This window comes from Aquamicrobium soli (assembly GCF_042646345.1).
Classification (GTDB): domain Bacteria; phylum Pseudomonadota; class Alphaproteobacteria; order Rhizobiales; family Rhizobiaceae; genus Mesorhizobium; species Mesorhizobium soli_A.
Window position 1 is genome coordinate 13,725 of record NZ_JBHRTK010000028.1, and the last position, 23,084, is coordinate 36,808.

Genomic DNA, 23,084 nt, shown 5'->3' on the forward strand with positions numbered 1-23,084 from the left:
CCGCGCGATCGCCGCCGCGGCACCTCCGCTGGCCGCCGTCATGCGCCGGCGCGCTCCATGCCGAGGCGGGCGATGCGGCGCAACTCGTCGATCGGAGTCAGCCCGCCGTTGCGCTCATAGTGCCAGAACGTCCAGCCGTTGCAGGCGTCGAGCCCCTGCACGCGCGCACCCATCTTGTGGATAGAGCCGGCGGCCTCGCCGATCGCCAGCGTGCCGTCGGCGCGCACCTTGGCGGCGAAGCGCTTGCGCGCGTCGTAGAGCGTGGCGCCGGGCTTCATCAGCCCGGTGTCGATCAGGCTGACGAAGGCGACGCGCGGCTCGGCGCGCTTGCCCGACAGTACCGTCAGGTCCGCGCGATCAAGCGTGGTCACCGCGTCGATGCGCTTCCTTGCAGCGTCGATATAGGCCTGCTCGCGCTCGATCCCGACGAAATGGCGGCCGAGCCGCTTGGCGACCGCGCCGGTAGTGCCGGACCCGAAGAACGGGTCGAGCACGATATCGCCCGGCTGGGTCGAGGCCATCAGGATGCGGGCAACCAGCGCCTCGGGCTTCTGCGTCGGATGGATCTTGTCGCCGTTCTCGTTCTTCAGCCGCTCGCCCCCGGTGCAGATCGGGAACAGCCAGTCGGAACGCATCTGCACGTCGTCGTTGGAGGCCTTCAGCGCCTCGTAATTGAAGGTATAGCCCTTAGACTTCTGGTCGCGGGAGGCCCAGATCATCGTCTCATGCGCGTTCTGGAAGCGGCGGCCGCGGAAGTTCGGCATCGGGTTGGTCTTGCGCCACACGATGTCGTTCAAAATCCAGAAGCCGAGGTCCTGCAGCTTGGCGCCGACGCGGAAGATGTTGTGGTAGGAGCCGATGACCCAGATGGTGCCGTTCGGCTTCAGCACGCGGCGCGCCGCCAGCAGCCAGGCGCGGGTGAAGGCGTCGTAGGCCTCGAAGCTCTCGAACTGGTCCCAGGCGTCGTCCACGGCATCGACCTTGGACTGGTCGGGGCGGTGAAGGTCGCCGTCGAGCTGGAGGTTGTAGGGCGGGTCGGCGAAGATCACGTCCACCGATTTTTCCGGCAGCCGCTCCAGCGCGGACACGCAGTCGCCCTTGAGGATGGTATCGAGCCATTCGGATTGCCGCACGGCAGGAGAAAGGTCGGCGAGAGCACGCACGGCAGACATGATTACACCCGAGATACGCGGTTACTGTTTACGCGCTGTTATGGTTACCGTTTTGCGTAAACATTTAGTGAAGTGCCGCTCGGGGCAGCGCGCCCGGAATTTGCCGTTCAACCTTGCTTGGTGTATGTCGCTTCCCGCCCTGCCCTGCCCGGCATAACCCAGCCCCCGTTTTTCCGGATTGCCATGCACAGACCCGATCTTGTCATTTTCGATTGCGACGGCGTGCTCGTCGATTCAGAAATCGTCGCCGCCCGCGTCGAGGCCGAAATGCTCACGGCCGCCGGGTTCGAAATCTCGACCGAGGAACTGATCGCGGCCTATGCCGGCCTGACCTTCAAGGACATCCTGATGCGGGTCGAGGAAATCTCCAAGATCCCGTTCCAGGTGTCGCTGATCGACCGTACCGAGGAAGCGGTGGGTCGGCGGCTGCGCACCGAGGTGCGCGCGATCGAGGGCGTGCACGAGGCGGTGGCGGCCGTGCCGGTGCCGTTCTGCATCTGCTCCAACTCGCGGACGGAGCGGATCGAGTTCATGCTGGAGAAGGTGCGCCTGCTGCCGCTGTTTGCCGGCCGCATCTTTTCGGCGCTGGAAACGCCGACCGGAAAGCCGAAGCCCGCGCCGGACGTGTTCCTGCACGCGGCCGAAACGCTGGGGGCCGATCCCGCGCGCTGCTTCGTCATCGAGGATTCGGTGCATGGCGTGACGGGCGCCGTCGCCGCCGGGATGCGGGCGATCGGCTTCACCGGCGCCTCGCACAGCTATCCCGGCCATGCCGACGCCCTGACGGAGGCCGGCGCCGAAACCGTCATCCGGCGCTGGCCGGAACTGAAAAGCGTGCTGGCGGCGCTATCGGAATGGTCGGCAGATATCTGACCGCGCGATGACCGGCGCCAGCCTGCCTTTTCCTGCTGCCAGCCTACTTCTTCCTGGAAGGCGGGCCTTCGTCGTAGCCGGCAAAGACCTGGTAGCCCTTGTCGGTCGGCTCGGGAATGGTCACGTTCGGATCGTTGAAGACGAACTGCGTGGCCGCCGAGGTGTCGGTGACCTGAAGCTTGTATTGATGAAGCTGGGAATAGAGCACGTCCGAACCATGCACGACGACGATGCGGATCGGCATGGTGATCGAACCGGCCCCGCCTTTCGGACCGGGCACGACCTTGCCGGCCACGGCGACGTTCATGGTCAGCGAACCGCCGCTGCGGCTGCAATCGCGCGTCACGTCGGTGATGGCGGCCTGGTAGACGATGTTGGCGGAATCGTCGCTGGCCGCCGTGGCCGAGCCGTCCTCGGTGTCCGCTTTCTTCGCCTTCTTGCCGCCCTTGGCGTAGGTGTTGAAATAGGCGGTGCCGTCGCGCAGCGTGATGATCGGGCAGTAGGCCAGCAGATCGCTCGCCTTCACCCTCGTGTCCGCGGCAGCCGCCGCCTGCGGGTCGCCCCCGACGCCGAGCGCGCCTTTGCCGCCCGATTGACAGCCGGCGACGGCAAACATCAAGCCAGTCAGCGCCATACCGGCGAAAATGCGACCGTTAAAACTACCAAACACCATGAATCTGCACTTCCCTCTCGCAAAGTCAGCGGCAGGACCTATAGCAAGCCAACGGCGAAAATGCGACTGACGAAGCGTATAAATCCACGGCCTTGCCACGACCGGGCAGGCCTCGAAGCAACGGACGGCCAGCGATGCAATATGTGAGTACCCGTGGCGAAGCACCCGTTTTGGGGTTTTCCGACACCGTCATGGCGGGGCTTGCGCGCGACGGCGGCCTTTACGTTCCGCGCGAGTGGCCGCATTTCTCGGCGACCGAAATCCGCGCCATGCGTGGCCTCGCCTATCCCGATCTCGCCATCCGCGTGCTCACTCCCTTCCTCGGCGGGGAAATTGCGGCACCGGTCTTCGAGCGGCTGGTTCGTGAGGCCTACGCCACCTTCCGCCACCCGGCCGTCTGCCCGCTGGTGCAACTGGATACCGGCCGCTTCGTGCTCGAACTTTTCCACGGCCCGACGCTCGCCTTCAAGGACGTCGCCATGCAGTTGCTGGCGCGGCTGATGGACCATGTGCTGGCCGAGCGCGGCGAGCGCGCGACGATCGTGGGCGCCACCTCGGGCGACACCGGCGGTGCGGCCATCGACGCCTTTGCCGGGCGCGAGCGCACCGACATCTTCATCCTGTTCCCGCACGGCAAGGTCTCGCCGGTGCAGCAGCGGCAGATGACCACCTCGCGCGCCGCCAACGTGCATGCGCTCGCGGTCGAGGGCAATTTCGACGACTGCCAGGGACTGGTTAAGGGCATGTTCAACAACCATGCCTTCCGCGACCGCGTCGCGCTCTCCGGCGTCAATTCGATCAACTGGGCGCGCATCATGGCCCAGATCGTCTACTACTTCTCCTCCGCGCTGTCGCTCGGCGGCCCCGACCGGCCAGTCTCGTTCACCGTGCCGACCGGCAATTTCGGCGACATCTTCGCCGGCTATGCCGCCAAGAAAATGGGCCTACCGATCGAGCGGCTGGTGATCGCCACCAACGACAACGACATCCTCGCGCGCACGCTGGCCGATGGCGAGTACCGGACCCGGGGCGTGGTCGAGACGACCTCGCCGTCCATGGACATCCAGGTTTCGTCCAATTTCGAACGGCTCCTGTTCGAGGCATCGGGGCGCAACCCGGCGCAGGTGCGGCGCTACATGGACGGGCTGAAGCAGGGCGGGGCCTTCACCATCGAGGCCGGGGAACTGGACAGGATCCGCTCCGAATTCGACGCCGGCCGCGCCACCATGGACGAGACGGCCGCGACGATCCGCTCGACGCTTTCGGCCGGGGGCTACCTGCTCGATCCGCATACGGCGACCGCCGTGCATGTGGCGGCCGGCCAAGCCGGCGGCACGCCGATGGTCCTGCTCGGCACCGCCCATCCGGCGAAGTTCCCCGCCGCCGTCGAGGCCGCAAGCGGGGTGCGCCCCGCCCTGCCCGCATGGCTCGGCGGCTTGATGAGCGCAGAAGAAAGATTCACGGTACTTCCATCCGACCTCAAAATGTTGGAAGATTATGTCAGCCGCCACACGCGGGCGGCGAGTTAGGGAGTCTAGTCTTTATGGGTGTAGAGGTAAGCCGTCTGTCGAACGGCCTGACAGTCGCAACCGAAACCCTTCCGAACATCGAATCCGTCGCGCTGGGTGTGTGGATCAAGTCCGGCGCCCGCAACGAGCGCGACGAAGAGCACGGCATGGCTCACCTGCTGGAGCATATGGCGTTCAAGGGAACCCGACGGCGCAGCGCCTTCGAGATCGCCTCGGAGATCGAGAACGTCGGAGGCGAGATCAACGCCGCCACCAGCGTCGAGACGACTTCCTACTTTGCGCGCGTGCTGGCGGCCGACATGCCGCTCGCCGTCGATATCCTCGCCGACATCCTGCAGGAATCGGAATTCGACCCGGACGAACTGGAACGCGAGCAGCATGTCATCCTGCAGGAGATCGGTGCCGCCCACGACACCCCCGACGACGTGGTTTTCGACCATTTCACCGAGACCGCCTTTCGCCACCAGACCCTGGGGCGCTCGATCCTCGGCACGCCGGAAACGGTGAGATCCTTCACCTCAACGCAACTCCACGACTATATCGGGCGCCAGTACGGCGCCGAGCGCATGGTGGTGGTGGCGGCCGGTGCCGTCGAGCACGACGCCTTCGTGCGCGAGGTCGAAAAGCGGCTGGGCGGCTTCCGCAGCCGCGCCGACGCCACCATGCCGCAGTATGCGCAATATGTCGGCGGCGATTTCCGCGAGAACCGCGACCTGATGGACGCGCAGATCGTGCTCGGCTTCGAAGGCCGCGCCTATCACGTGCGCGACTTCTACGCCTCGCAGGTGCTGTCGATGATCCTCGGCGGCGGCATGTCGTCCCGGCTGTTCCAGGAAGTGCGCGAGAAGCGCGGCCTGTGCTATTCGGTCTATGCCTTCCACTGGGGCTTTTCCGATACCGGCATCTTCGGCGTCCATGCCGCGACCGGCCACGCCAGCCTCGGCGAACTGCTGCCGGTCATCATGACCGAATTGCAGAAATGCGGCGACAGCATCGGGCAGGACGAACTCGACCGCGCCCGTGCGCAGTACCGCGCTGGCCTCATCATGTCGGCCGAAAGCCCGGCGAGCCGCGCCTCGCAGATCGCCCGCCAGTTGCTCCTGTTCGGGCGGCCGGTCACCAAGGAAGAGCTGATGACGCGGCTCGACGCGTTGACGGTCGCGCGGTTGACCGACCTGTCGGGCCGGCTGTTTTCCACCCGGCCGACGCTCACGGCGGTCGGCCCGGTCGGAACGCTGGCGCCCTACGAGGAACTTCTCGACCTGGTCTCGGGTTCGCAGGCCGCCACCCGCAAATTCGCCGTCTGATCCGGGCCCGTGTTGGCGCTTCCCTTCCTACGCCGCGAATTCCCGGCACTGAAGGGTGAGCGCGTCACGCTCCGGGTGCCCATGCAGGGCGATTTCCGCGAATGGTCGACGCTGCGCGGCGAGAGTCGCGCCTTCCTCGAGCCGTGGGAGCCGCGCTGGACGGCGGAGGAACTCGACCGCGCCACCTGGCGCCACCGCATGCACCGCTACCGCGACGACTACGCGCAGGGGCTGGCGATCGCCTTCTTCATTTTCGAGCGCCAGAGCGGCAAGCTTGCCGGCGGCATCACCCTCGGCAACATCCGCCACGGCGTTTCGCAGAGCGCCCATATCGGTTACTGGATCGGCGAGCGCTACGCCGGGCGCGGCCTGATGACCGAGTCCGTCAAGCTTCTTTCGCGCTTCGCCTTCGATACGCTGCGGTTGCACCGGATCGAGGCTGCCTGTATTCCCGGCAACACGCGTTCGATCCGGGTGCTTGAAAAAGCCGGATTCCAGCGCGAAGGACTGCTGCGATCCTATCTCAGGATCAACGGCTTCTGGCAGGACCACTATCTTTACGCTCGCATCGTCGACGACGAGCCGAGTGCCCGAACAAAGGACTGATCTTGACGTATTGCGCGCGAAAAGGATCGTTGCTGGCGATTGTCCTGGCGGCAATCGTCACCGTCCTCGCAGCCACCGCGGCCTTCGCCATCGAGCCCATCAAGATCGCGCGCGACGATGTCGCGCTCGACCTGTCGGGCGCGGTCGAAATCTACCGTAACCAGGGCGAAAACTTCCAGGTTTCCACGGCGCCCGGGCCGGACGGCATCGTGCGGCGCATCGAAGTCGAGGCCAACGACAAGCGCTCCACCGGCGACTGGGCGGTGTTCGCGCTCGCCAACACCACCGACCAGCAGCTCGATCGGCTGATCGTCGCGCCGCATTTCCGCCTCGTCAATTCCGGCATCTTCTGGCCGGACCTCGGCTCGACCCGCATCGCCGCCATCACGCCCAGCGAGGGCTTCGCGCTCGACCGGCAGGCAAGCCCGGACGCCGACGTGTTCCGGGTGACGCTCAACCCCGGCACGGTCGTCACCTTCATCGCCGAGCTCGCCTCGCCGAAACTGCCGCAGGTCTATCTGTGGGAACCGGAATCCTACAAGGACACGGTCAACTCCTACACGCTCTATCGCGGCATCGTCATCGGCATCGCCGGCCTCCTGGCGCTGTTTCTGACCATCCTGTTCGTGGTCAAGGGAACCTCGATGTTTCCCGCCACCGCCGCGCTTGCCTGGGCGGTGCTGGCCTATATCTGCATCGACTTCGGCTTCCTCAACAAGATCATCGAGATATCGCCCGGAAACGAGCAGATGTGGCGGGCGGCGACCGAGGTCGGACTGGCCACCACCTTCGTCGTCTTCCTGTTCGCCTATCTCAATCTCAACCGATGGCACGGCCATTTCAGCTATGGCGCGCTGGCCTGGGTCGCGGCCCTGCTGCTGATCGCCGGCGTCGCCATCATCGATCCGGCCATCGCCGCCGGCATCGCCCGCCTCTCCTTCGCCGCCACCGCCCTGCTCGGCCTCGGCCTGATCATCTATCTCGGCATTCGCGGCTACGACCGCGCCATCATGCTGGTGCCAAGCTGGGTGATGGTGCTTCTGTGGCTGGTCGGCTCGTGGATGGCGGTCACCGGCATGCTCGACAACGACATCGCCCAGCCGGCGCTCGGCGGCGGCCTCATCCTCATCATCCTCCTGATCGGCTTCACCGTCATGCAGCACGCCTTCGCCGGCGGCGCGCTCTACCAGGGCCTGTTCTCCGACCTCGAGCGGCAGGCAATGGCGGTGGCCGGCTCCGGCGACACGGTGTGGGACTGGGACGTGCTGCGCGACCGCGTCGTCACCCGGCCCGACATCAGCGTCGAACTGGGGCTCGCGCCCAACAGCCTGGGCGGCCCTGCGCGCAACTGGCTGCCGGTGCTGCACCCCGACGACCGCGACACCTTCCGCACCACGCTCGACATCGTGCTGGAGCACCGGCGCGGCAAGATTTCGCAGGAATTGCGCCTGCGCGGCGCCGACGGCCATTACCATTGGTTCGCCCTGCGCGCGCGCCCGGTCGTCGGCTCCGACGGGCAGGTCATCCGCTGCGTCGGCACGCTGATCGACATCACCGAGCACAAGAAGTCGGAAGAGCGCCTGCTGCACGACGCGGTGCACGACAACCTGACCGGCCTGCCCAACCGCGAACTTTTGATGAACCGGCTGGAGGCGATCATCTCGATTGCCCGCACCGAGGAAAAGGTGCGCCCGACCGTGTTCGTCATCGACATCGACCGCTTCAAGCAGGTCAATGACGGGCTGGGCATTTCAGCCGGCGACACCATCCTGCTCACGGTCGCGCGGCGCCTTCACCGCCTGCTCAAGCCGAAGGATTCGCTCTCGCGCTTCGCCGGCGACCAGTTCGCGCTGATGCTCCTGTCCGAGCAGGAACCCGGCCGCATCGCGGCGGTCGCCGACGCCATCAAGCACGCGATCAACGCTCCCATCACCTTCGCCAAGCGCGAGATCGTGCTGACCGCCTCCGTCGGCCTGATAAGCTGGACTGCCGACCAGACCTCGGCCGAGAACATGGTCAAGGACGCCGAGCTTGCCATGCAGCAGGCCAAGCGCTTCGGCGGCGATCGCATCGAGCCGTTCCGGCCCGCCTTCCGCACCGCCGGGTCCGACCGGCTGCAATTCGAATCCGACCTGCGCCGCGCCGTCGAGCGCAAGGAATTTACCCTCGCCTACCAGCCGATCGTGCGGCTGGAGGACAACAGCATCGCCGGCTTCGAGGCATTACTGCGCTGGGACAATCCGCGTCGCGGCATGATCCCGCCGGCGGACTTCATCCCCGTCGCCGAAAGCTGCGGGCTGATCGTGCAACTCGGCCTTTTCGCCATGCAGAAGGCCGCCGACGACCTCGCCTCCTGGCAGAAGCAGATCAGCGACGCGCCGCTGTCGGTATCCGTCAATCTCTCCAGCCGCCATCTCATCCGCCGCGACCTGGTCAGCGACGTGCGTTCGGTCATTTCGCGCGCCAACCTGAAGCCGCGCTGCTTCCGGCTCGAACTCACCGAATCGCTGGTGATGGACAATCCCGAGCAGGCCGTGCATGTGCTCAACAAGCTCAAGCACCTCGGCGTCGGCCTCTCGCTCGACGATTTCGGCACCGGCTATTCCTCGCTCTCCTACCTGACCCGCTTCCCCTTCGACACGATCAAGATCGACAAGAGTTTCGTCGACGACACGACGCCCAAGCGCTCGGTGCTGTTGCGCTCCATGGTCAACATGGCGCACGAACTCGGCCTGTCGGTGGTGGCGGAAGGGATTTCGGACGAAAGCGACGCGCTGGAACTGCGCCAGATGGGCTGCGAATACGTGCAGAGCTTTATGTTCGGCCCGCCCATCGACGGCGACATGGTGCTGAAACTGCTGAAGGAGCAGTATCCGCTGGGCGTGAGTTAGGGGAGTAGGGGAGTAGGGGAGTAGGGGAGTAGGGGAGTTTAAAGAACGCCCCTTCGGCCGCCCGCAAGGGAAACATGGTCCCTTACTCCCTTACTCCCTTACTCCCTTACTCCCTTACTCCCTTACTCCCTTACTCCCTTACTCCCTTACCTCACGCGTGGCCGGCGGTGCCGCTCAAGTGGGCGAGGTCGATGCCGATCGAGGCCAGCGCCTTGTCGTACTGGTGGTCGATGTCGGCATCGAACAGCAGTTCGGGCGTGGCCGGGCAGGTCAGCCAGCCGTTTTCGGCGATCTCGTTTTCCAGTTGGCCGGCCGCCCAGCCAGCGTAGCCCAGCGCCATCAGCGCCTGGCGCGGACCATTGCCGCTGGAAATGGCGCGCAGAATATCGACGGTTGCCGTCAGGCAGATGTCGTTGGAGACGACGAGCGAGGATTCCACCCGGTAGTCGCCCGAATGCAGGACGAAGCCGCGGCTGCGGTCGACCGGGCCGCCGTTGCGCACGACGAAATCGCGCGCCGGTGGCGGCAGCCGGATCGCTTCCTGTTCGTCCAGTATGCCGAGTTGCACGAGCAGGTCGGGGAACAGCATCTGCTGGGCCTGGTTGACGATCAGGCCCATCGCGCCCTCGTCGCTGTGGGCGCAGACATAGATGACGGCGCGCGCGAAGCGATCGTCCTTCATACCGGGCATGGCAATCAGGAACTGGTCGTCGAGGAACCCGCCCCGACCGTTGGTGCTCTTGTCGCGTAACAGATCCATAACAGGTAGCCTAACGCGTTTCCGGATAGCTTGAAAGACGACTTTCGTTGATATTCCGGCACCGCGCCGGCCGAACCCGTCACCGAAAGCGCCGCCGGGCTGCCTCGCCCCAGCCCCGCACGTCACACAAATATGATGAGATTTCGCGGCCTCGGCGGTTGCTTCGCCGCGCCGGCGCGGGCAAATCGTTGCCATGCGCATCCTGACAACCTTCGGCCTCGCGGCCGCCGCCACGCTGGCCGCCACGCTTTGCGCCTCTGCTGCCTCCTCCGCCTGGCACGACAGCGAGGGCGGGCGCATCCGGCTCGTCACCAGCGGCCAACCGGACTCCGCCGGCCGCCTCGAAGGCGTGCTCGAGGTCGCGCTGAAACCGGGCTGGAAAACCTACTGGCGCGACCCCGGCGACAGCGGCGTTCCCCCGCAACTCGACGTCTCGGCCAGCACCAATATCAGCCAGGCCGCCCTCTCCTTCCCCCCGCCCCGCCGCCACGAGGACGGCTACGGCGGATGGGCCGGCTACGATCATCCGGTGTCGCTGCCGGTCGTGTTCACGCTGGCAACGCCCGGCAGCCCTGCCGTGATCGACGCCAACGTCTTTCTCGGCATGTGCGAGACGATCTGCATTCCGGTGCAGGCGTCGCTGAAGCTCGACCCGTCCTCCGCGCCTAACGACGCCGGCGACGCAGCACTGGTCCAGGCCGGGTTTTCGGCCCTGCCCGCCGAGGCAAAGGCGGATTTTGGGGCAAAAGCCCTGCCGGGCAGCCATGAAGCGCTGGTGGTGGAAGCGACCGCACCGGGCAAGGCTTCCGCCGTCGATCTCTTCGTCGCCGGGGAAAACGGCTTTATGTTCGGTCCGCCCAGCCGCGAGGAAAGCGGCGGCAAGATCACGTTCCGCATTCCCGTCCTCGACCGGCCCGCCGCCCCGCCGACTGGCGCGGGCCTGCCCTATACACTGACCGGCGAAACGGGCGCCGTCCAGGGACTGCTGCCTTATCCCTGAACAAGCCCGTTCGCCGATTGCCGGGCGCGCCCTAATTCGCTATCGCATCTTCACCCATTCACCCGAGCGAGGATATCCATGACCATTTCCGTAGGCGACAAGCTGCCCGAGGCGACTTTCAAGACCATGACCGACGACGGCGCCAAGGAGATCGGCACCGCAGACATCTTCCCGGGCAAGAAGGTCGTGCTGTTCGCCGTGCCGGGCGCGTTCACGCCCACCTGCAGCAACAACCACCTTCCCGGCTACCTGGAAAACCGCGACGCGATCCTAGCGCGCGGCGTGGACACCATCGCGGTGGTCTCCGTCAACGACGTCCATGTCATGGGCGCGTGGGCGCGCTTCACCGGCGGCGAGGGCAAGATCCTCTACCTGGCCGACGGCAGCGGCGAATTCGCCAAGGCGCTCGGCCTAGACCTCGATCTTTCGGCCGGCGGCATGGGCCTGCGCTCCAAGCGCTATTCGATGATCGTCGAAGACGGCAAGGTCACGGCGCTCAACATCGAGGACAAGCCCGGCCAGGCGGTCGAATCCAGCGCCGCCAAGCTGCTCGAGCAGCTCTGATCGCGGCAGCGCTGCCTCAGTAGCTTTGCGTCGAACGCCGGGGCGTGCGCGCCGCCGGCTTCGGCGCCACGCGTTCCCCGCCCTGCGAACCGCCTGCGGCGGGTGCCTGACGTGCCGGCGTGCGCTTGAACGGCGCCATGCCGGCGCGGGCAAGTTCGTCGGCGCGCTCGTTTTCCGCGTGGCCGGCGTGGCCCTTGACCCAGTTCCAGGTAACCTGGTGACGCCGGTTGGCGGCATCGAGCGCCTGCCACAACTCGCCGTTCTTCACGGGCTTCTTGTCGGCCGTCTTCCAGCCGTTCTTCTTCCAGCCATGGATCCATTTGGAAATGCCGTCCATGACGTATTTGCTGTCGGTGTGAAGCTCGACCTTGCAGGGTTCCTTCAGCGCATCGAGCGCGGAAATCGCCGCCAGCAGTTCCATGCGGTTGTTGGTGGTGACGGCCTCGCCGCCGGACAGTTCCCTGGTCGCGCCGTTGAAGCGCAGGATCGCGCCCCAGCCGCCGGGGCCGGGATTGCCGGAACAGGCGCCGTCCGTGAAGATTTCCACCTGTTTCATGCCGGCGCGCCTTCCATGGTCAGCCCGTATTCCGATGCCGAGCGGATCTGGCGGTGGAAGCGCATGCGCCGCAGGTACTCGATCGGGTCTTTCTTGACGACAAGGCTGCCGGCCGGCGTGTTCAGCCAGTCGTAGAGCCGTGTCAGCATGAAGCGCAGCGCCGCCCCATGCGCGAGCAGCGGCAGCATCCTGGCCTCGGCGGGTGAGATCGGCCGCACCGCCGTATAGGCCGACAGCAGCGCCGTGCCCTTGGTCAGGTTGAAGGAATAATTGTCCTTCTCGAAGCACCAGGCATTGAGGCAGATGGCGAGGTCATAGACCAGGGTGTCGGTGCAGGCGAAATAGAAGTCGATCAGCCCCGACAGTTCCTGCCCGAGAAAGAAGACGTTGTCAGGGAACAGGTCGGCATGGATGACGCCTTGCGGCAGGTCGGTCGGCCAGTTGGCCTCCAGCAGCGCCAGATCGGCCTCCACCTCGCGCGCAAGCCCTTTCTGGACCTCGTCGGCGCGCGCGGCCGCCCGCTCCCACAGCGGCCGCCATCCGCCCACCGAGAGGGCGTTGTGGCGGCGAAGCGGGAAATCCTGCCCGGCAAGGTGCATCGCCGCCAGCGCTGCCCCCACCTCGCGGCAGTGCTCCACCGTCGGCCGGCGCATCCACATGCCTTCGAGGAAGGTCACCACGGCGGCAGGCCGCCCGGCCAGTTCGCCGATCGTGCCGCCATCCTTGCGCTGGACGGGCAGCGGGCAGTTGATGCCCTTGTCGCTCAGATGCTGCATCAGGCCGATGAAGAACGGCAGGTCGTCCGGGTTCACCCGCTTCTCATAAAGCGTGAGGATGTAGGCGCCGCTCGACATGTGCAGCAGGAAGTTGGAGTTCTCGACGCCCTCGGCGATCCCCTTGTAGGAAAGCAGGGTGCCGATGGAATAGGCATCGAGGAAGGACGCCAGTTCCCCTTCGGAAATATCGGTATAGACGGCCATCAGGCGGTTCCGTTGACGAAGGCCATGTCGGCGGGGGTAAGTTCGACGTCCCGCAGCACGCGCATGACCGGGAAATCCTCGGTCTCGGTCGCGGTCACGGCCAGTTCGACGGAAACGTCGAAGCGCGCCCGGAACGCGTCGATGATCTCGTCGACGATGATCTCCGGCGCCGACGCACCGGCCGACAGGCCGAGCGTGGCGATGGTGCCGACGCGCTCCCACGGGATTTCGGCGGCGCGCTGCACCAGCATCGACAATTTCGCGCCGGCGCGCTCGGCCACCTCGACCAGGCGCCGCGAATTGGAGGAGTTGGGGGCGCCGACGATCAGGAACAGGTCGGTGCCGGCGGCCGTTTCCTTCACCGCCTCCTGCCGGTTGGTGGTGGCATAGCAGATCGATTCGGCGGCGGGCGCCTGCAACAGCGGAAACCGCTCCTGCAGCGCCTCCAGTACGTGGGCGGTGTCCTCGACGGAAAGCGTGGTCTGGGTGACGAAGCCGAGCGCTTCGGGATCGGCCGGCGTGAAGGCGCGGGCATCGTCCTCGGTCTCGATCAGCGTCACCGCCCCTTCCGGCAGCTGGCCCATGGTGCCGATCACCTCCGGGTGGCCGGCATGGCCGATCAGCAGAACATGGCGGCCGTGGCGCTGGTGGCGCATCGCCTGCTTGTGCACCTTGGAGACCAGCGGACAGGTGGCGTCGAGGTAAAACAGGTTGCGGGCGGCTGCATCGGCCGGCACCGACTTCGGCACGCCATGGGCGGAAAACACCACCGGGCAGTGCTGGTGTTCCGGTGGGATTTCCGAAAGTTCCTCGATGAACACCGCGCCGAGGTTCTGCAGGCCCTCGACGACATAGCGGTTGTGGACGATCTCATGGCGGACATAGACCGGGCGGCCGTATTTCTTCAGCGCCAGCACGACGATCTGGATGGCGCGGTCGACGCCGGCGCAGAAGCCGCGCGGCTGGCACAGGCTGATCGTCAGGGGAGGTTTGGTCTGGAGCATCTTCTATCGCAATCGCTGGCAGAGAACCGTCGGCTTCGAAATGGGCCGCCGACCTGCCCGCTGTCAAGGGCGGGACGGCGCGCGAGGTCGATACTGTCGCCCCGCTCCTCCTACTTGATGCAAACAATCGCATTGGGAGCAGTGGACCCCCACTCCGGTTTGCTCTCGCAAACCACCTCTCCCTCAAAAGGGGAGAGGAAAAGCGCCACGCCTGGACAACGCTGTTCCTCTCCCCCCGTCGATCGGGGGAGAGGTGGCTCGGCGAAGCCGGGACGGAGTGGGGTCGAACTTCATCCGCGTTTCCCGTTCCCTTGCGTTCTCGCCGGACGGCGCAGCCAGACAAGCAGCACGCCCACCAGCGCCGCCGCAAGCCCGTACCAGGTCACGGCATATTGCAGGTGGTTGTTGGGCAGGTCGATGAGGGTGACGCCGCCGACCGGAAGCCCGTCGGGATTGGGAGCGTTGTTGGCATCGAGCAGGAAGGGCACCAGCCGGTAGCCGGCGGGCAGGCCGGCGGTGGCCGCCATGGCGTCGCGATCCTTCCAGTAGAAGATGTTCTTGGCCGGATCGTTGTCGGGGATCATCCGCGACGGCTTTTGCGTCAGCGGATTGCGGGCGAGCCCCGTCACCGTGACCTCGCCCGTCACCTGTCCGGCCGGCCGTTTGGCGGCATCCTTCAGTTCGTAGGGCACGAAGCCGCGATTGACGAGAAGATAGCGGCCGTCGTCGAGGCGAAGCGGCGTATAGACGTCGAACCCGGAGGCTCCCTCCCAGGTCGAGAAGAAGTGGCGCTCGTCCTCATGCAGGAAGGTGCCGCGCACGGTCACCGGCATGTAGTCGACGTCGCCGGTGGCGGCGAAGCGGGCTTCGGCTTCCGGGAGCGGCACCGCGGGCGCGTGCATGCGCTCGTCGATGGTGTGGAGGAGGTCTTCCTTCCAGTGCAGGCGCTGCACCTGCCAGGTGCCCAGCCCCAGCAGGATGACGAAGGCGACCAGGCCGAAGCCGAGCGCCATGGCGACGCTGCGCCGGGAGCGCCCACCCGCCGGTGTGTCGGGGGCCAGGGTGTCGGGCCTCGTCATCGCATGGTGTCCAGCCGCCCCTCTGCCGCCTGCCGGGCGAACTGAAGCGTCAGCAGCACGCCCTTGATCAGCCGCAGCGCCGTCAGCGCCAGAACCACCGTAAGCGGCAGCCAGACGACGAAGTGGACCCAGAGCGGCGGATTGAGGTTGACCTCCGTCCACAGCGCCAGGCCGACCATGATGAAGCCGATGATGAGGATGGCGAACACCGCCGGCCCATCGCCGGCATCGGCATAGGAATAGTCGAGCCCGCAATTCTCGCAGCTTTTGCCGACGGTAAGGAAGCCGCTGAATAGCCGACCTTCGCCGCAGCGCGGGCAGCGCCCCCGAAGGCCTGCGGGGACGGGATCGACCGGCGGCCAGATTGCCTTGTCTTCGCTCATCGCAGTTTCTTACCAGAAATCGGAAATCCGCTCCAAAAGATAAGGCGGCCACGTTGCCGCAGCCGCCTTTCCTTGCGCCTTTCGGCAGCGATCAATGCGCGATCACGGCACCGGACGAAGCCCAGACATAGATCGACGCGAACAGGAAGAGCCACACCACGTCGACGAAGTGCCAGTACCAGGCAGCTGCCTCGAAGCCGAAATGCTGCTTCGGGGTGAAGTCGCCCTTCATCGCACGGATCAGGCAGACGATCAGGAACACGGTGCCGATGAAGACGTGGAAGCCGTGGAAGCCGGTCGCCATGAAGAAGGTGGCGCCATAGATCGAGTCCTTGAAGGCGAACGGAGCATGCATGTACTCGTAGGCCTGCACGAAGGTGAACAGGACGCCGAGCCCGACGGTGAGCGCAAGCCCGTTGACCAGGCCCTTGCGGTCGCCCGTCAGCAGCGAATGGTGCGCCCAGGTGACCGTGGTGCCCGAGAGCAGCAGGATGATGGTGTTGTAGAGCGGCAGGTGGAAGGGATCGAGCACTTCCATGCCCTTGGGCGGCCACACCCCGCCGGTGAAGGCGGCGCGGGCGTACTGCTCGGATTCGGCCGGGAACAGGCTGGCATCGAAGAAGGCCCAGAACCACGCCACGAAGAACATCACCTCGGAGGCGATGAACATGATCATGCCATAGCGCAGATGCAGCGCCACGACGCGCGTGTGGTGGCCTTCATGCGCTTCCTTGATCGTGTCCGACCACCAGGAGAACATGGTGTAGAGCACGATCAGCAGGCCGACGAAAAAAATCCACGGCGTCGCGACGTTCATGCCGAGAATGTGGAATTCGTTGCCCTTCAGGTACTGCATCCAGCAGACGCCGCCGAACGCCATCACCAGGGCGCCGATCGAGCCTATGAACGGCCAGGGGCTTGGATCGATAATGTGGTAGTCGTGTTGCGGTTTTGCGTGCGCGTCTGACATGTCAACCCCCGAAGCTTTCCTGGGTACCCGAAATTGCCTTGCCGTCCTGGTCCTTGGCCGGAGCCGATGCCACCGGCTTCTCTTCCTCCGGGAACATCGTATAGGACAGCGTGATCGTCTTGATATTCTTTGCCTGCGCTTCGTTGACGATGTCGGGATCGACATAGAAAACGACCGGCATGTCCAGCGTCTCGCCGGGCTGGAGCGTCGTATCGGTGAAGCAGAAGCACTCCACCTTGTTGAAATAGGAACCGGCGATATCCGGCGTGACGTTGAACGTGGCGCGGCCGGTGACCGGCTTGTCGGCCGTGTTGGTCGCGGTGAAATGCGCCTGCGCCGTCTCGCCGATCTTGATCGTCATCGAGCGCTTTACCGGCTCGAACGTCCACGGAATCCCCGCCGTGTTGGTGTCGAAGCGGATGGTGACCTCCTGGTCCAGCACCCGGTCCGCATATTGCGTGGCGCGCTGCGTGGTGCCGCCGTAGCCGGTGACCTGGCAGAACACGCGGTAGAGCGGCACCGCGGCATAGGACACGCCGATCATGCCGCAGAAGAACGCCACGCAAACGCCGAGAATGACCCGGTTCGAGATGCCCTTGCCGGCAGCAGTGCTTTTATCCTCATTCATCGTCATCTCCGTTACCCGATGAACTTGACGATGGTTGCGACGTAGAAAATCACCACCAGCAGGGCAAGCGCCAGCCCGATCGCCAGCGAACGGCTGTTGCGGGCCTTTTCCTGCTTGGGCGTCAGCTTTACCGTTTCCATCTTGTGTTCCTCATCCATGATCAGGAACCGCTCAGGACAAGCACGCGTTCAAACACGCTGTCGGCGAGATAGGCGGCGAAGATGACGAAAAGATAGAGCAGCGAATAGCCGAACAGCGCCTTGGCCGGCTTCATGGCGCGGTCGCTTTCCGGCATCCGCAGCACCGCCCAGGAATACCAGACGAAGCCGATGCCAAGCAGCGCCGCGACGATGCCGTAAGCCACCCCGGCATAGCCGAGGAAGGTGGGGAGGACCGCCACCGGCGCGAGCAGCAGCGCGTAGACGAAGATCTGGCGCTTGGTCGAGGCCTCGCCGGCGACGTTCGGCATCATCGGAACGCCGACGCGGGCGTAGTCCTGCGCCTTGAACAGCGCCAGCGCCCAGAAATGCGGCGGCGTCCACAGGAAGATGATGAGGAACAGGACGACGCTTTCGAAGCTGACCGAACCGGTCACCGCGGCCCAGCCGATCACCGGCGGGAAGGCGCCGGCCGCACCGCCGATGACGATGTTCTGCGGCGTCCACCGCTTCAGCCAGATTGTGTAGATGACGGCGTAGAAGAAGATGGTGAAGGCGAGCAGGCCCGCCGACAGCCAGTTGACGAGGACGCCGAGCGTCATCACCGACAGCGCCGACAGGATCAGCCCGAACGTCAGCGCCTCGCCGGGGCGCACGCGGCCCGCCGGGATGGGACGGCTGGCGGTGCGCGTCATCACCTTGTCGATGTCGGCGTCGTACCACATGTTGAGCGCGCCGGAGGCGCCCGCGCCGATGGCGATCGACAGGATCGCGATGACGGCCAGCAGCGGGTTGATGGCGACGGGAGCCGCGACAAGGCCGACGAAAGCGGTGAATACCACCAGCGACATGACGCGGGGCTTCAGCAGGGCGAAATAATCGCCCGCCGTCGCTTCCGACATGCACAAAGCGGCATTGTCAATCTGCGTATCGTCGATCAGGGCCATGCCTACTACTTACAACTCCAACCGTTCAGTTTCCGGAACCGCCGGCATATGCCGGCGGTTCCGAATCTCCTGCTGCCTTACTTGACGCGCGGCAGCTGCTCCCACTGGTGGTAGGGCGGCGGCGAAGACAGCTGCCACTCCAGCGTGGTCGCACCCTCGCCCCACGGATTGGCGCCGGCGATGCGCTTCTTGGCGAAGGCCTCGACCACGCCGACGAGGAAGATCAGCACGCCCAGAGCCGAGATGTAGGAGCCGTAGGACGACACCAGGTTCCAGCCCGCGAACGCGTCCGGATAGTCGATGTAGCGGCGCGGCATGCCCGACAGGCCGAGGAAGTGCTGCGGGAAGAAGATCAGGTTGACGCCGATGAACGTCACCCAGAAGTGCGCCCGCGCGATCAGCGGCGAGTACATGTAGCCCGACATCTTCGGGAACCAGTAGTACCAGCCGGCGAAGATCGCGAACACCGAGCCGAGCGACATCACGTAGTGGAAGTGCGCCACCACGTAGTAGGTGTCGTGAACCGCGCGGTCGAAACCGGCGTTGGCAAGCTGGACGCCGGTGACGCCGCCCACGGTGAACAGGAAGATGAAGGCGATCGCCCACAGCATCGGCGCACGGAAGGTGATCGAGCCACCCCACATGGTCGCGATCCAGGAGAAGATCTTGACCCCGGTCGGCACCGCGATGACCATCGTGGCGAAGGTGAAGTAGCGCTGCGCGTCGAGCGAGATACCGGACGTGAACATATGGTGCGCCCAGACCACGAAGCCGACAGCTCCGATCGCCACCATCGCATAGGCCATGCCGAGATAGCCGAAGATCGGCTTCTTGGAGAAGGTCGAGATGATGTGGCTGACGATGCCGAAGGCCGGCAGGATCAGGATGTACACTTCCGGATGCCCGAAGAACCAGAACAGGTGCTGGTAGAGGATCGGGTCGCCGCCGCCGTCAGGCGAGAAGAAGGTGGTGCCGAAATTGCGGTCGGTCAGGAGCATGGTGATGCCACCCGCCAGGACCGGCAGCGACAACAGCAGCAGGAAAGCGGTGATCAGCACCGACCAGGCGAACAGCGGCATCTTGTGAAGCGTCATGCCAGGTGCGCGCATGTTGAAGATGGTGGTGATGAAGTTGATCGCGCCCAGGATCGAGGAAGCGCCGGCGATATGCAGCGACAGGATCGCCAAGTCGTTGGCCGGACCCGGCTGGCCCGTCGTCGAGAACGGCGGATACATCGTCCAGCCACCCCCGATGCCGAAGGAGCCAGGGCCGCTCGGAATGAAGAGCGAGAGCAGCAGCAGGAACAGCGCCGGCGGCAGCAGCCAGAACGAGATGTTGTTCATGCGCGGGAACGCCATGTCCGGCGCGCCGATCATAATCGGCAGCATCCAGTTGGCGAAGCCGCCAATCAGCGCCGGCATGACCATGAAGAAGATCATGATCAGGGCGTGCATGGTGGTGAAGGCATTGTACATGCTGCGGCCACCGTCGACGGCGGCGTTGCCTTCCATGCCGTAGACCATCTGCGCTAGGCCGGTGAAGATCTGCACGCCGGGCTCGGCGAGTTCCATGCGCATCATGACGGACATGCCGCCACCGATCACGCCCGCAATGATGGCGAAGATGAGGTAGAGCGTCCCGATGTCCTTGTGGTTGGTCGAGTAGACCCAGCGGACCCAGCCCCGATACGGGGAACGGGAGTGGTCGTCGTGCGTTGCGGCATTTGCCATGGTTGGTTCCGTTTACTGGTCGTTGATCGGCCGCGGAGTCAGTTACCGGCGGATGCTAGCTTGTTCGATTGTTCGATTTCGGCCATCAGGTCCTTGTCGGCCTTGTCGACGTCCGTCCTGGCTGCCTCGAGCCAGGTGCCGTACTGGGCCTCGGACACGACGCGGATGGCGATCGGCATGAAAGCGTGGTTCTGGCCGCACAGTTCGGAGCACTGGCCATAGTAGAGGCCTTCCTTCTCGGCCTTGAACCAAGTCTCGTTGGTACGGCCGGGGACGGCGTCCGTCTTGATGCCGAAGGACGGCATCGCGAACGAGTGGATGACGTCGCTCGCCGTCACCAGCACGCGAACCATCGTGTTCACCGGCACCACCATTTCATGGTCGACGGCCAGCAGGCGCGGATAGGCCTGCTTGTCTTCCTTGCCGAGCTTGGCGCGATCGCCCTCGTCCATCATCGCGGAGTTGAACGAAAGCGGCTGGTCGACCTGGTACTCATAGTCCCAGTTCCACTGGTTGCCGGTCGCCTTGACGGTGAGCTTGGCTTCCTCGGGCGGCGAATACTGGGCGGTCAGGAGCTGGAAGGAGGGAATGGCGATGCAGAGCAGGATCAGGACCGGCCCGACCGTCCAGATCACCTCGATCAGCGTATTGTGGCTGGTGCGCGAAGCGACCGGGTTGGCGCTCGCCCGGAACCTGACGATCGAATAGGCCAGCAGAACCAGCACCAGCAGCGTGATCGGAACGATGAACCACAAGGTGTAGTGCTCGAACCAGGTGATCTGCCGCATGATGTCGGAGCCGGCCGGCTGGAAATTCATCTCCCAGGGAGAGGGCTGAGCCGCATGAGCGGCGACCGTCGCAAAAAGCGAGGCACCAATGCCCGCAAGAAATGTCTTCATCGCTCTCATCATTTCCCCCGCGATCAACCGCAAGCAACTGAAACAGCGCCGGGACGAGAATCCCGTACACTGCGATATCCGGTTCAAACCATACTCTATTCCCTACCGCAAGGAAGGAGGGCCGCCATCCGTGCGGCATTTTTGCGCGCGCGAGCGGACAAAGCCCCTTCGCGCGCGAGGCGGATGCGGTAAAATCCGGCCCTTCGACCGCCAGACGAGGCCGTGTTTGGCGACGGATCGGCCAGAATCGATGTGAAAAACGTATTATTGCCGCAGTCTGCCCCAATTGACCGGGGGCTCGTGCTTTTCCTCGGGCATGACGCGGCTTAAAGTGCCGTGATTCGGGAATGGAGCCGTCATGAACCCTTGGCTTTCGAGAACCTTGGCGAAGGGCGTTTTCCTCGCCGCCTCGCTCTGTGTCGCGCAGGCTTTCGCCGCCCAGCCGAGCGGAACGGTGAAATCGACGCACGGCGCGTGGTCGATCATCTGCGACACGCCGGCCGGCGCCACCTCCGAGCAATGCGTGATGATGCAGAACGTCGTCGCCGAGGACCGCCCGGAAATGGGGCTTTCGGTGGTCGTGCTGCGCACCGCCGACAACAAGGCCGAGATCCTGCGCGTGCTGGCGCCGCTCGGCGTGCTGTTGCCCAACGGCCTCGGCCTCAACGTCGACGGCAAGGACATTGGCCGGGCCTATTTCGTGCGCTGCTTCCAGGACGGCTGCTATGCCGAGGTCATTCTCGAAAAGCCGCTGCTCGAAACGCTGAAGAACGGCAAGGCCGCCACCTTCATCGTCTTCCAGACGCCCGAAGAGGGCATCGGCATCCCCGTCGACCTGCAGGGCTTTGCCGACGGCTTCGCCGCCCTGCCCTGAAACGCGGGTCCTGGCCTGCCCAGCATTGCCGAAACGCCGTGGCGCGCCTACATCCGGGCATTGCCTTTGCTGAAGCGAGACGCGCCATGACGAGCCTGATCGGCCAATTCGACATCTCCGAAGATCGCATCAAGCGGATCGTCGCCGACACCATCCAGGGCGCCGACGACGGCGAGCTTTTCCTCGAAATCAGCCAGAGCGAAGCGCTGATGTTCGACAACGGCAAGCTCAAGACCGCGAATTTCAACACCGACCAGGGCTTCGGCCTGCGCGCGGTGGCCGGGGAGGCCAGCGGCTACGCCCATTCGAGCGAGCTTTCCGAGGCCGCACTGCTGCGCGCCAGCGACGCCGTCTCGGCGGTGAAGGGCGGCTATTCCGGCACGCTGGCGGCGGCGCCAGCGCGCACCAACCGGCATCTTTACGGCGACGAGAACCCGATCCCCTCGCCCTCCTTCGAGGCCAAGGCCAAATTGCTGCAGGAGATCGACGCCTATCTGCGAAGCGCCGATCCGCGCGTGCGGCAGGTCACCGCCTCGCTCGCCTCGTCGTGGCAGCAGGTGGAAATTCTGCGCGCCGACGGCGAGGTGGCGCGCGACGTGCGCCCGCTGGTGAGGGTCAATGTTTCCGTCGTCGTCGGCGACGGCGACCGCCAGGAAAGCGGCTCCTACGGCATGGGCGGGCGCAAGGCCTTCGGCGAGTTCCTGACCGAGGAAAGCTGGCGCCACGCCGCCGACGAGGCGCTGCGGCAGGCGCTGGTCAACCTCGTGGCCGTGCCCACCCCCGCCGGCACGTTCGACATCGTGCTTTCGAGCGGCTGGCCGGGCGTCATGCTGCATGAGGCGGTCGGCCACGGGCTGGAGGGCGACTTCAACCGCAAGAAGACCTCGGCCTTCGCTGGCCTGATGGGCCAGCAGGTTGCCGCCAAGGGCGTGACGGTGGTGGACGACGGGACGATCGCCGAGCGGCGCGGCTCGCTCACCATCGACGACGAGGGCACGCCGTCGGGCCGCAACGTGCTGATCGAGGACGGCAAGCTGGTCGGCTACATGCAGGACCGCCAGAACGCACGGCTGATGGGCATGAAGGCGACCGGGAACGGCCGCCGGCAGGGCTATGCCCACCAGCCGATGCCGCGCATGACCAACACCTACATGACCGGCGGCGACAAGACGCCCGAGGAAATCATCGCCTCGGTGAAGAAGGGCATTTACGCCGTTTCCTTCGGCGGCGGGCAGGTCGACATCACCTCCGGCAAGTTCGTGTTCGGCTGCACCGAGGCCTACATGATCGAGGACGGCAAGGTGACGCAGCCGATCAAGGGCGCGATGCTGATCGGCAACGGCCCGGACGCCATGCACCGCGTCTCCATGATCGGCAACGACATGAAGCTCGACACCGGCATCGGCATGTGCGGCAAGGCCGGCCAGGGCGTGCCGGTCGGCGTCGGCCAGCCGCATCTCAGGATGAACCAGATGACGGTGGGCGGCACGCAGGTGTGAGG

General features: G+C 65.2%; 23 protein-coding genes. 9 read left to right on the forward strand and 14 right to left on the reverse strand.

Annotated elements, in window-relative coordinates; all coding sequences use genetic code 11:
- Positions 1–38: 38 nt before the first annotated feature.
- Positions 39–1,172: a site-specific DNA-methyltransferase gene (locus ACFOHJ_RS20485; RefSeq protein WP_378224134.1), complete on the reverse strand. Its 1,134-nt coding sequence runs from the start codon at positions 1,170–1,172 to the stop codon at positions 39–41.
- Between the two features lie 183 nt (positions 1,173–1,355).
- On the opposite strand from ACFOHJ_RS20485, the gene ACFOHJ_RS20490 reads away from it, so the two are divergent.
- The gene (locus ACFOHJ_RS20490) at positions 1,356–2,045 is read left to right on the forward strand and encodes an HAD family hydrolase (RefSeq protein WP_378224135.1); all 690 of its coding nucleotides are present in this window, start codon (positions 1,356–1,358) and stop codon (positions 2,043–2,045) included.
- A gap of 43 nt (positions 2,046–2,088) precedes the next feature.
- Here ACFOHJ_RS20490 and ACFOHJ_RS20495 read toward each other — a convergent pair whose 3' ends face one another.
- Entirely contained in the window at positions 2,089–2,661 is a 573-nt protein-coding gene (locus tag ACFOHJ_RS20495) for a hypothetical protein (protein WP_378224712.1), read from the reverse strand.
- A 191-nt stretch (positions 2,662–2,852) separates the two neighbouring features.
- Between ACFOHJ_RS20495 and thrC the strand changes: the two genes are divergently transcribed.
- The 4 genes from thrC to ACFOHJ_RS20515 are packed head-to-tail and all read left to right on the forward strand — an operon-like array spanning position 2,853 to position 9,051.
- Positions 2,853–4,247 (forward strand): threonine synthase, encoded by a 1,395-nt coding sequence (thrC, locus tag ACFOHJ_RS20500; protein ID WP_378224137.1) that lies wholly within the window; start codon positions 2,853–2,855, stop codon positions 4,245–4,247.
- Positions 4,248–4,261: 14 nt separating this feature from the next.
- A complete protein-coding gene (locus tag ACFOHJ_RS20505) occupies positions 4,262–5,554 on the forward strand; it encodes a M16 family metallopeptidase (protein WP_378224138.1) in 1,293 nt (430 codons plus the stop codon).
- Between the two features lie 9 nt (positions 5,555–5,563).
- Positions 5,564–6,160: a GNAT family N-acetyltransferase gene (locus tag ACFOHJ_RS20510; protein WP_378224141.1), complete on the forward strand. Its 597-nt coding sequence runs from the start codon at positions 5,564–5,566 to the stop codon at positions 6,158–6,160.
- Positions 6,161–6,189: 29 nt separating this feature from the next.
- Positions 6,190–9,051: an EAL domain-containing protein gene (locus ACFOHJ_RS20515; protein WP_378224144.1), complete on the forward strand. Its 2,862-nt coding sequence runs from the start codon at positions 6,190–6,192 to the stop codon at positions 9,049–9,051.
- 151 nt (positions 9,052–9,202) lie between these two features.
- Here ACFOHJ_RS20515 and ACFOHJ_RS20520 read toward each other — a convergent pair whose 3' ends face one another.
- Complete coding sequence (locus tag ACFOHJ_RS20520; RefSeq protein WP_378224147.1) at positions 9,203–9,811, reverse strand: YqgE/AlgH family protein; 609 nt, start codon at positions 9,809–9,811, stop codon at positions 9,203–9,205.
- A 193-nt stretch (positions 9,812–10,004) separates the two neighbouring features.
- On the opposite strand from ACFOHJ_RS20520, the gene ACFOHJ_RS20525 reads away from it, so the two are divergent.
- Complete coding sequence (locus tag ACFOHJ_RS20525; protein WP_378224148.1) at positions 10,005–10,811, forward strand: protein-disulfide reductase DsbD domain-containing protein; 807 nt, start codon at positions 10,005–10,007, stop codon at positions 10,809–10,811.
- Positions 10,812–10,889: 78 nt separating this feature from the next.
- Entirely contained in the window at positions 10,890–11,375 is a 486-nt protein-coding gene (locus tag ACFOHJ_RS20530) for a peroxiredoxin (protein ID WP_378224150.1), read from the forward strand.
- A 16-nt stretch (positions 11,376–11,391) separates the two neighbouring features.
- Here ACFOHJ_RS20530 and rnhA read toward each other — a convergent pair whose 3' ends face one another.
- The 11 genes from rnhA to coxB form a co-directional block, all read right to left on the reverse strand.
- Positions 11,392–11,931, reverse strand: a complete 540-nt coding sequence (rnhA, locus tag ACFOHJ_RS20535) for a ribonuclease HI (RefSeq protein WP_378224152.1) — start codon at positions 11,929–11,931, stop codon at positions 11,392–11,394.
- Positions 11,928–12,911: a homoserine kinase gene (locus ACFOHJ_RS20540; RefSeq protein ID WP_378224153.1), complete on the reverse strand. Its 984-nt coding sequence runs from the start codon at positions 12,909–12,911 to the stop codon at positions 11,928–11,930. The genes rnhA and ACFOHJ_RS20540 overlap by 4 nt, the downstream gene beginning before the upstream one ends.
- Positions 12,911–13,915 carry a 4-hydroxy-3-methylbut-2-enyl diphosphate reductase gene (gene ispH / locus ACFOHJ_RS20545; protein ID WP_378224156.1) on the reverse strand — a complete coding sequence of 335 codons (1,005 nt, stop codon included), beginning with the start codon at positions 13,913–13,915 and terminating at the stop codon, positions 12,911–12,913. Before ispH ends, ACFOHJ_RS20540 begins: the two co-directional genes overlap by 1 nt.
- A gap of 290 nt (positions 13,916–14,205) precedes the next feature.
- Positions 14,206–14,994 (reverse strand): SURF1 family protein, encoded by a 789-nt coding sequence (locus ACFOHJ_RS20550; RefSeq protein WP_378224157.1) that lies wholly within the window; start codon positions 14,992–14,994, stop codon positions 14,206–14,208.
- A complete protein-coding gene (locus ACFOHJ_RS20555) occupies positions 14,991–15,377 on the reverse strand; it encodes a DUF983 domain-containing protein (protein WP_378224159.1) in 387 nt (128 codons plus the stop codon). Before ACFOHJ_RS20555 ends, ACFOHJ_RS20550 begins: the two co-directional genes overlap by 4 nt.
- Positions 15,378–15,468: 91 nt before the next feature.
- A complete protein-coding gene (locus tag ACFOHJ_RS20560) occupies positions 15,469–16,347 on the reverse strand; it encodes a cytochrome c oxidase subunit 3 (RefSeq protein ID WP_378224161.1) in 879 nt (292 codons plus the stop codon).
- 1 nt (position 16,348) lies between these two features.
- Positions 16,349–16,975, reverse strand: a complete 627-nt coding sequence (locus tag ACFOHJ_RS20565; protein WP_378224164.1) for a cytochrome c oxidase assembly protein — start codon at positions 16,973–16,975, stop codon at positions 16,349–16,351.
- Between the two features lie 11 nt (positions 16,976–16,986).
- Positions 16,987–17,115: a hypothetical protein gene (locus tag ACFOHJ_RS20570; RefSeq protein WP_378224166.1), complete on the reverse strand. Its 129-nt coding sequence runs from the start codon at positions 17,113–17,115 to the stop codon at positions 16,987–16,989.
- A gap of 20 nt (positions 17,116–17,135) precedes the next feature.
- A complete protein-coding gene (locus tag ACFOHJ_RS20575; protein WP_378224167.1) occupies positions 17,136–18,080 on the reverse strand; it encodes a heme o synthase in 945 nt (314 codons plus the stop codon).
- A 77-nt stretch (positions 18,081–18,157) separates the two neighbouring features.
- Positions 18,158–19,810, reverse strand: a complete 1,653-nt coding sequence (ctaD, locus tag ACFOHJ_RS20580) for a cytochrome c oxidase subunit I (RefSeq protein ID WP_378224168.1) — start codon at positions 19,808–19,810, stop codon at positions 18,158–18,160.
- 38 nt (positions 19,811–19,848) lie between these two features.
- On the reverse strand, positions 19,849–20,709 hold the full coding sequence (gene coxB / locus ACFOHJ_RS20585) for a cytochrome c oxidase subunit II (RefSeq protein ID WP_378224171.1): 861 nt from the start codon (positions 20,707–20,709) through the stop codon (positions 19,849–19,851).
- A gap of 358 nt (positions 20,710–21,067) precedes the next feature.
- Here coxB and ACFOHJ_RS20590 point away from each other — a divergent pair, with 358 nt between their 5' ends.
- Together ACFOHJ_RS20590 and tldD are read left to right on the forward strand one after the other, a co-directional pair.
- A complete protein-coding gene (locus ACFOHJ_RS20590) occupies positions 21,068–21,583 on the forward strand; it encodes an invasion associated locus B family protein (protein WP_378224173.1) in 516 nt (171 codons plus the stop codon).
- A gap of 86 nt (positions 21,584–21,669) precedes the next feature.
- A complete protein-coding gene (gene tldD, locus ACFOHJ_RS20595; protein ID WP_378224176.1) occupies positions 21,670–23,082 on the forward strand; it encodes a metalloprotease TldD in 1,413 nt (470 codons plus the stop codon).
- Positions 23,083–23,084: the final 2 nt, after the last annotated feature.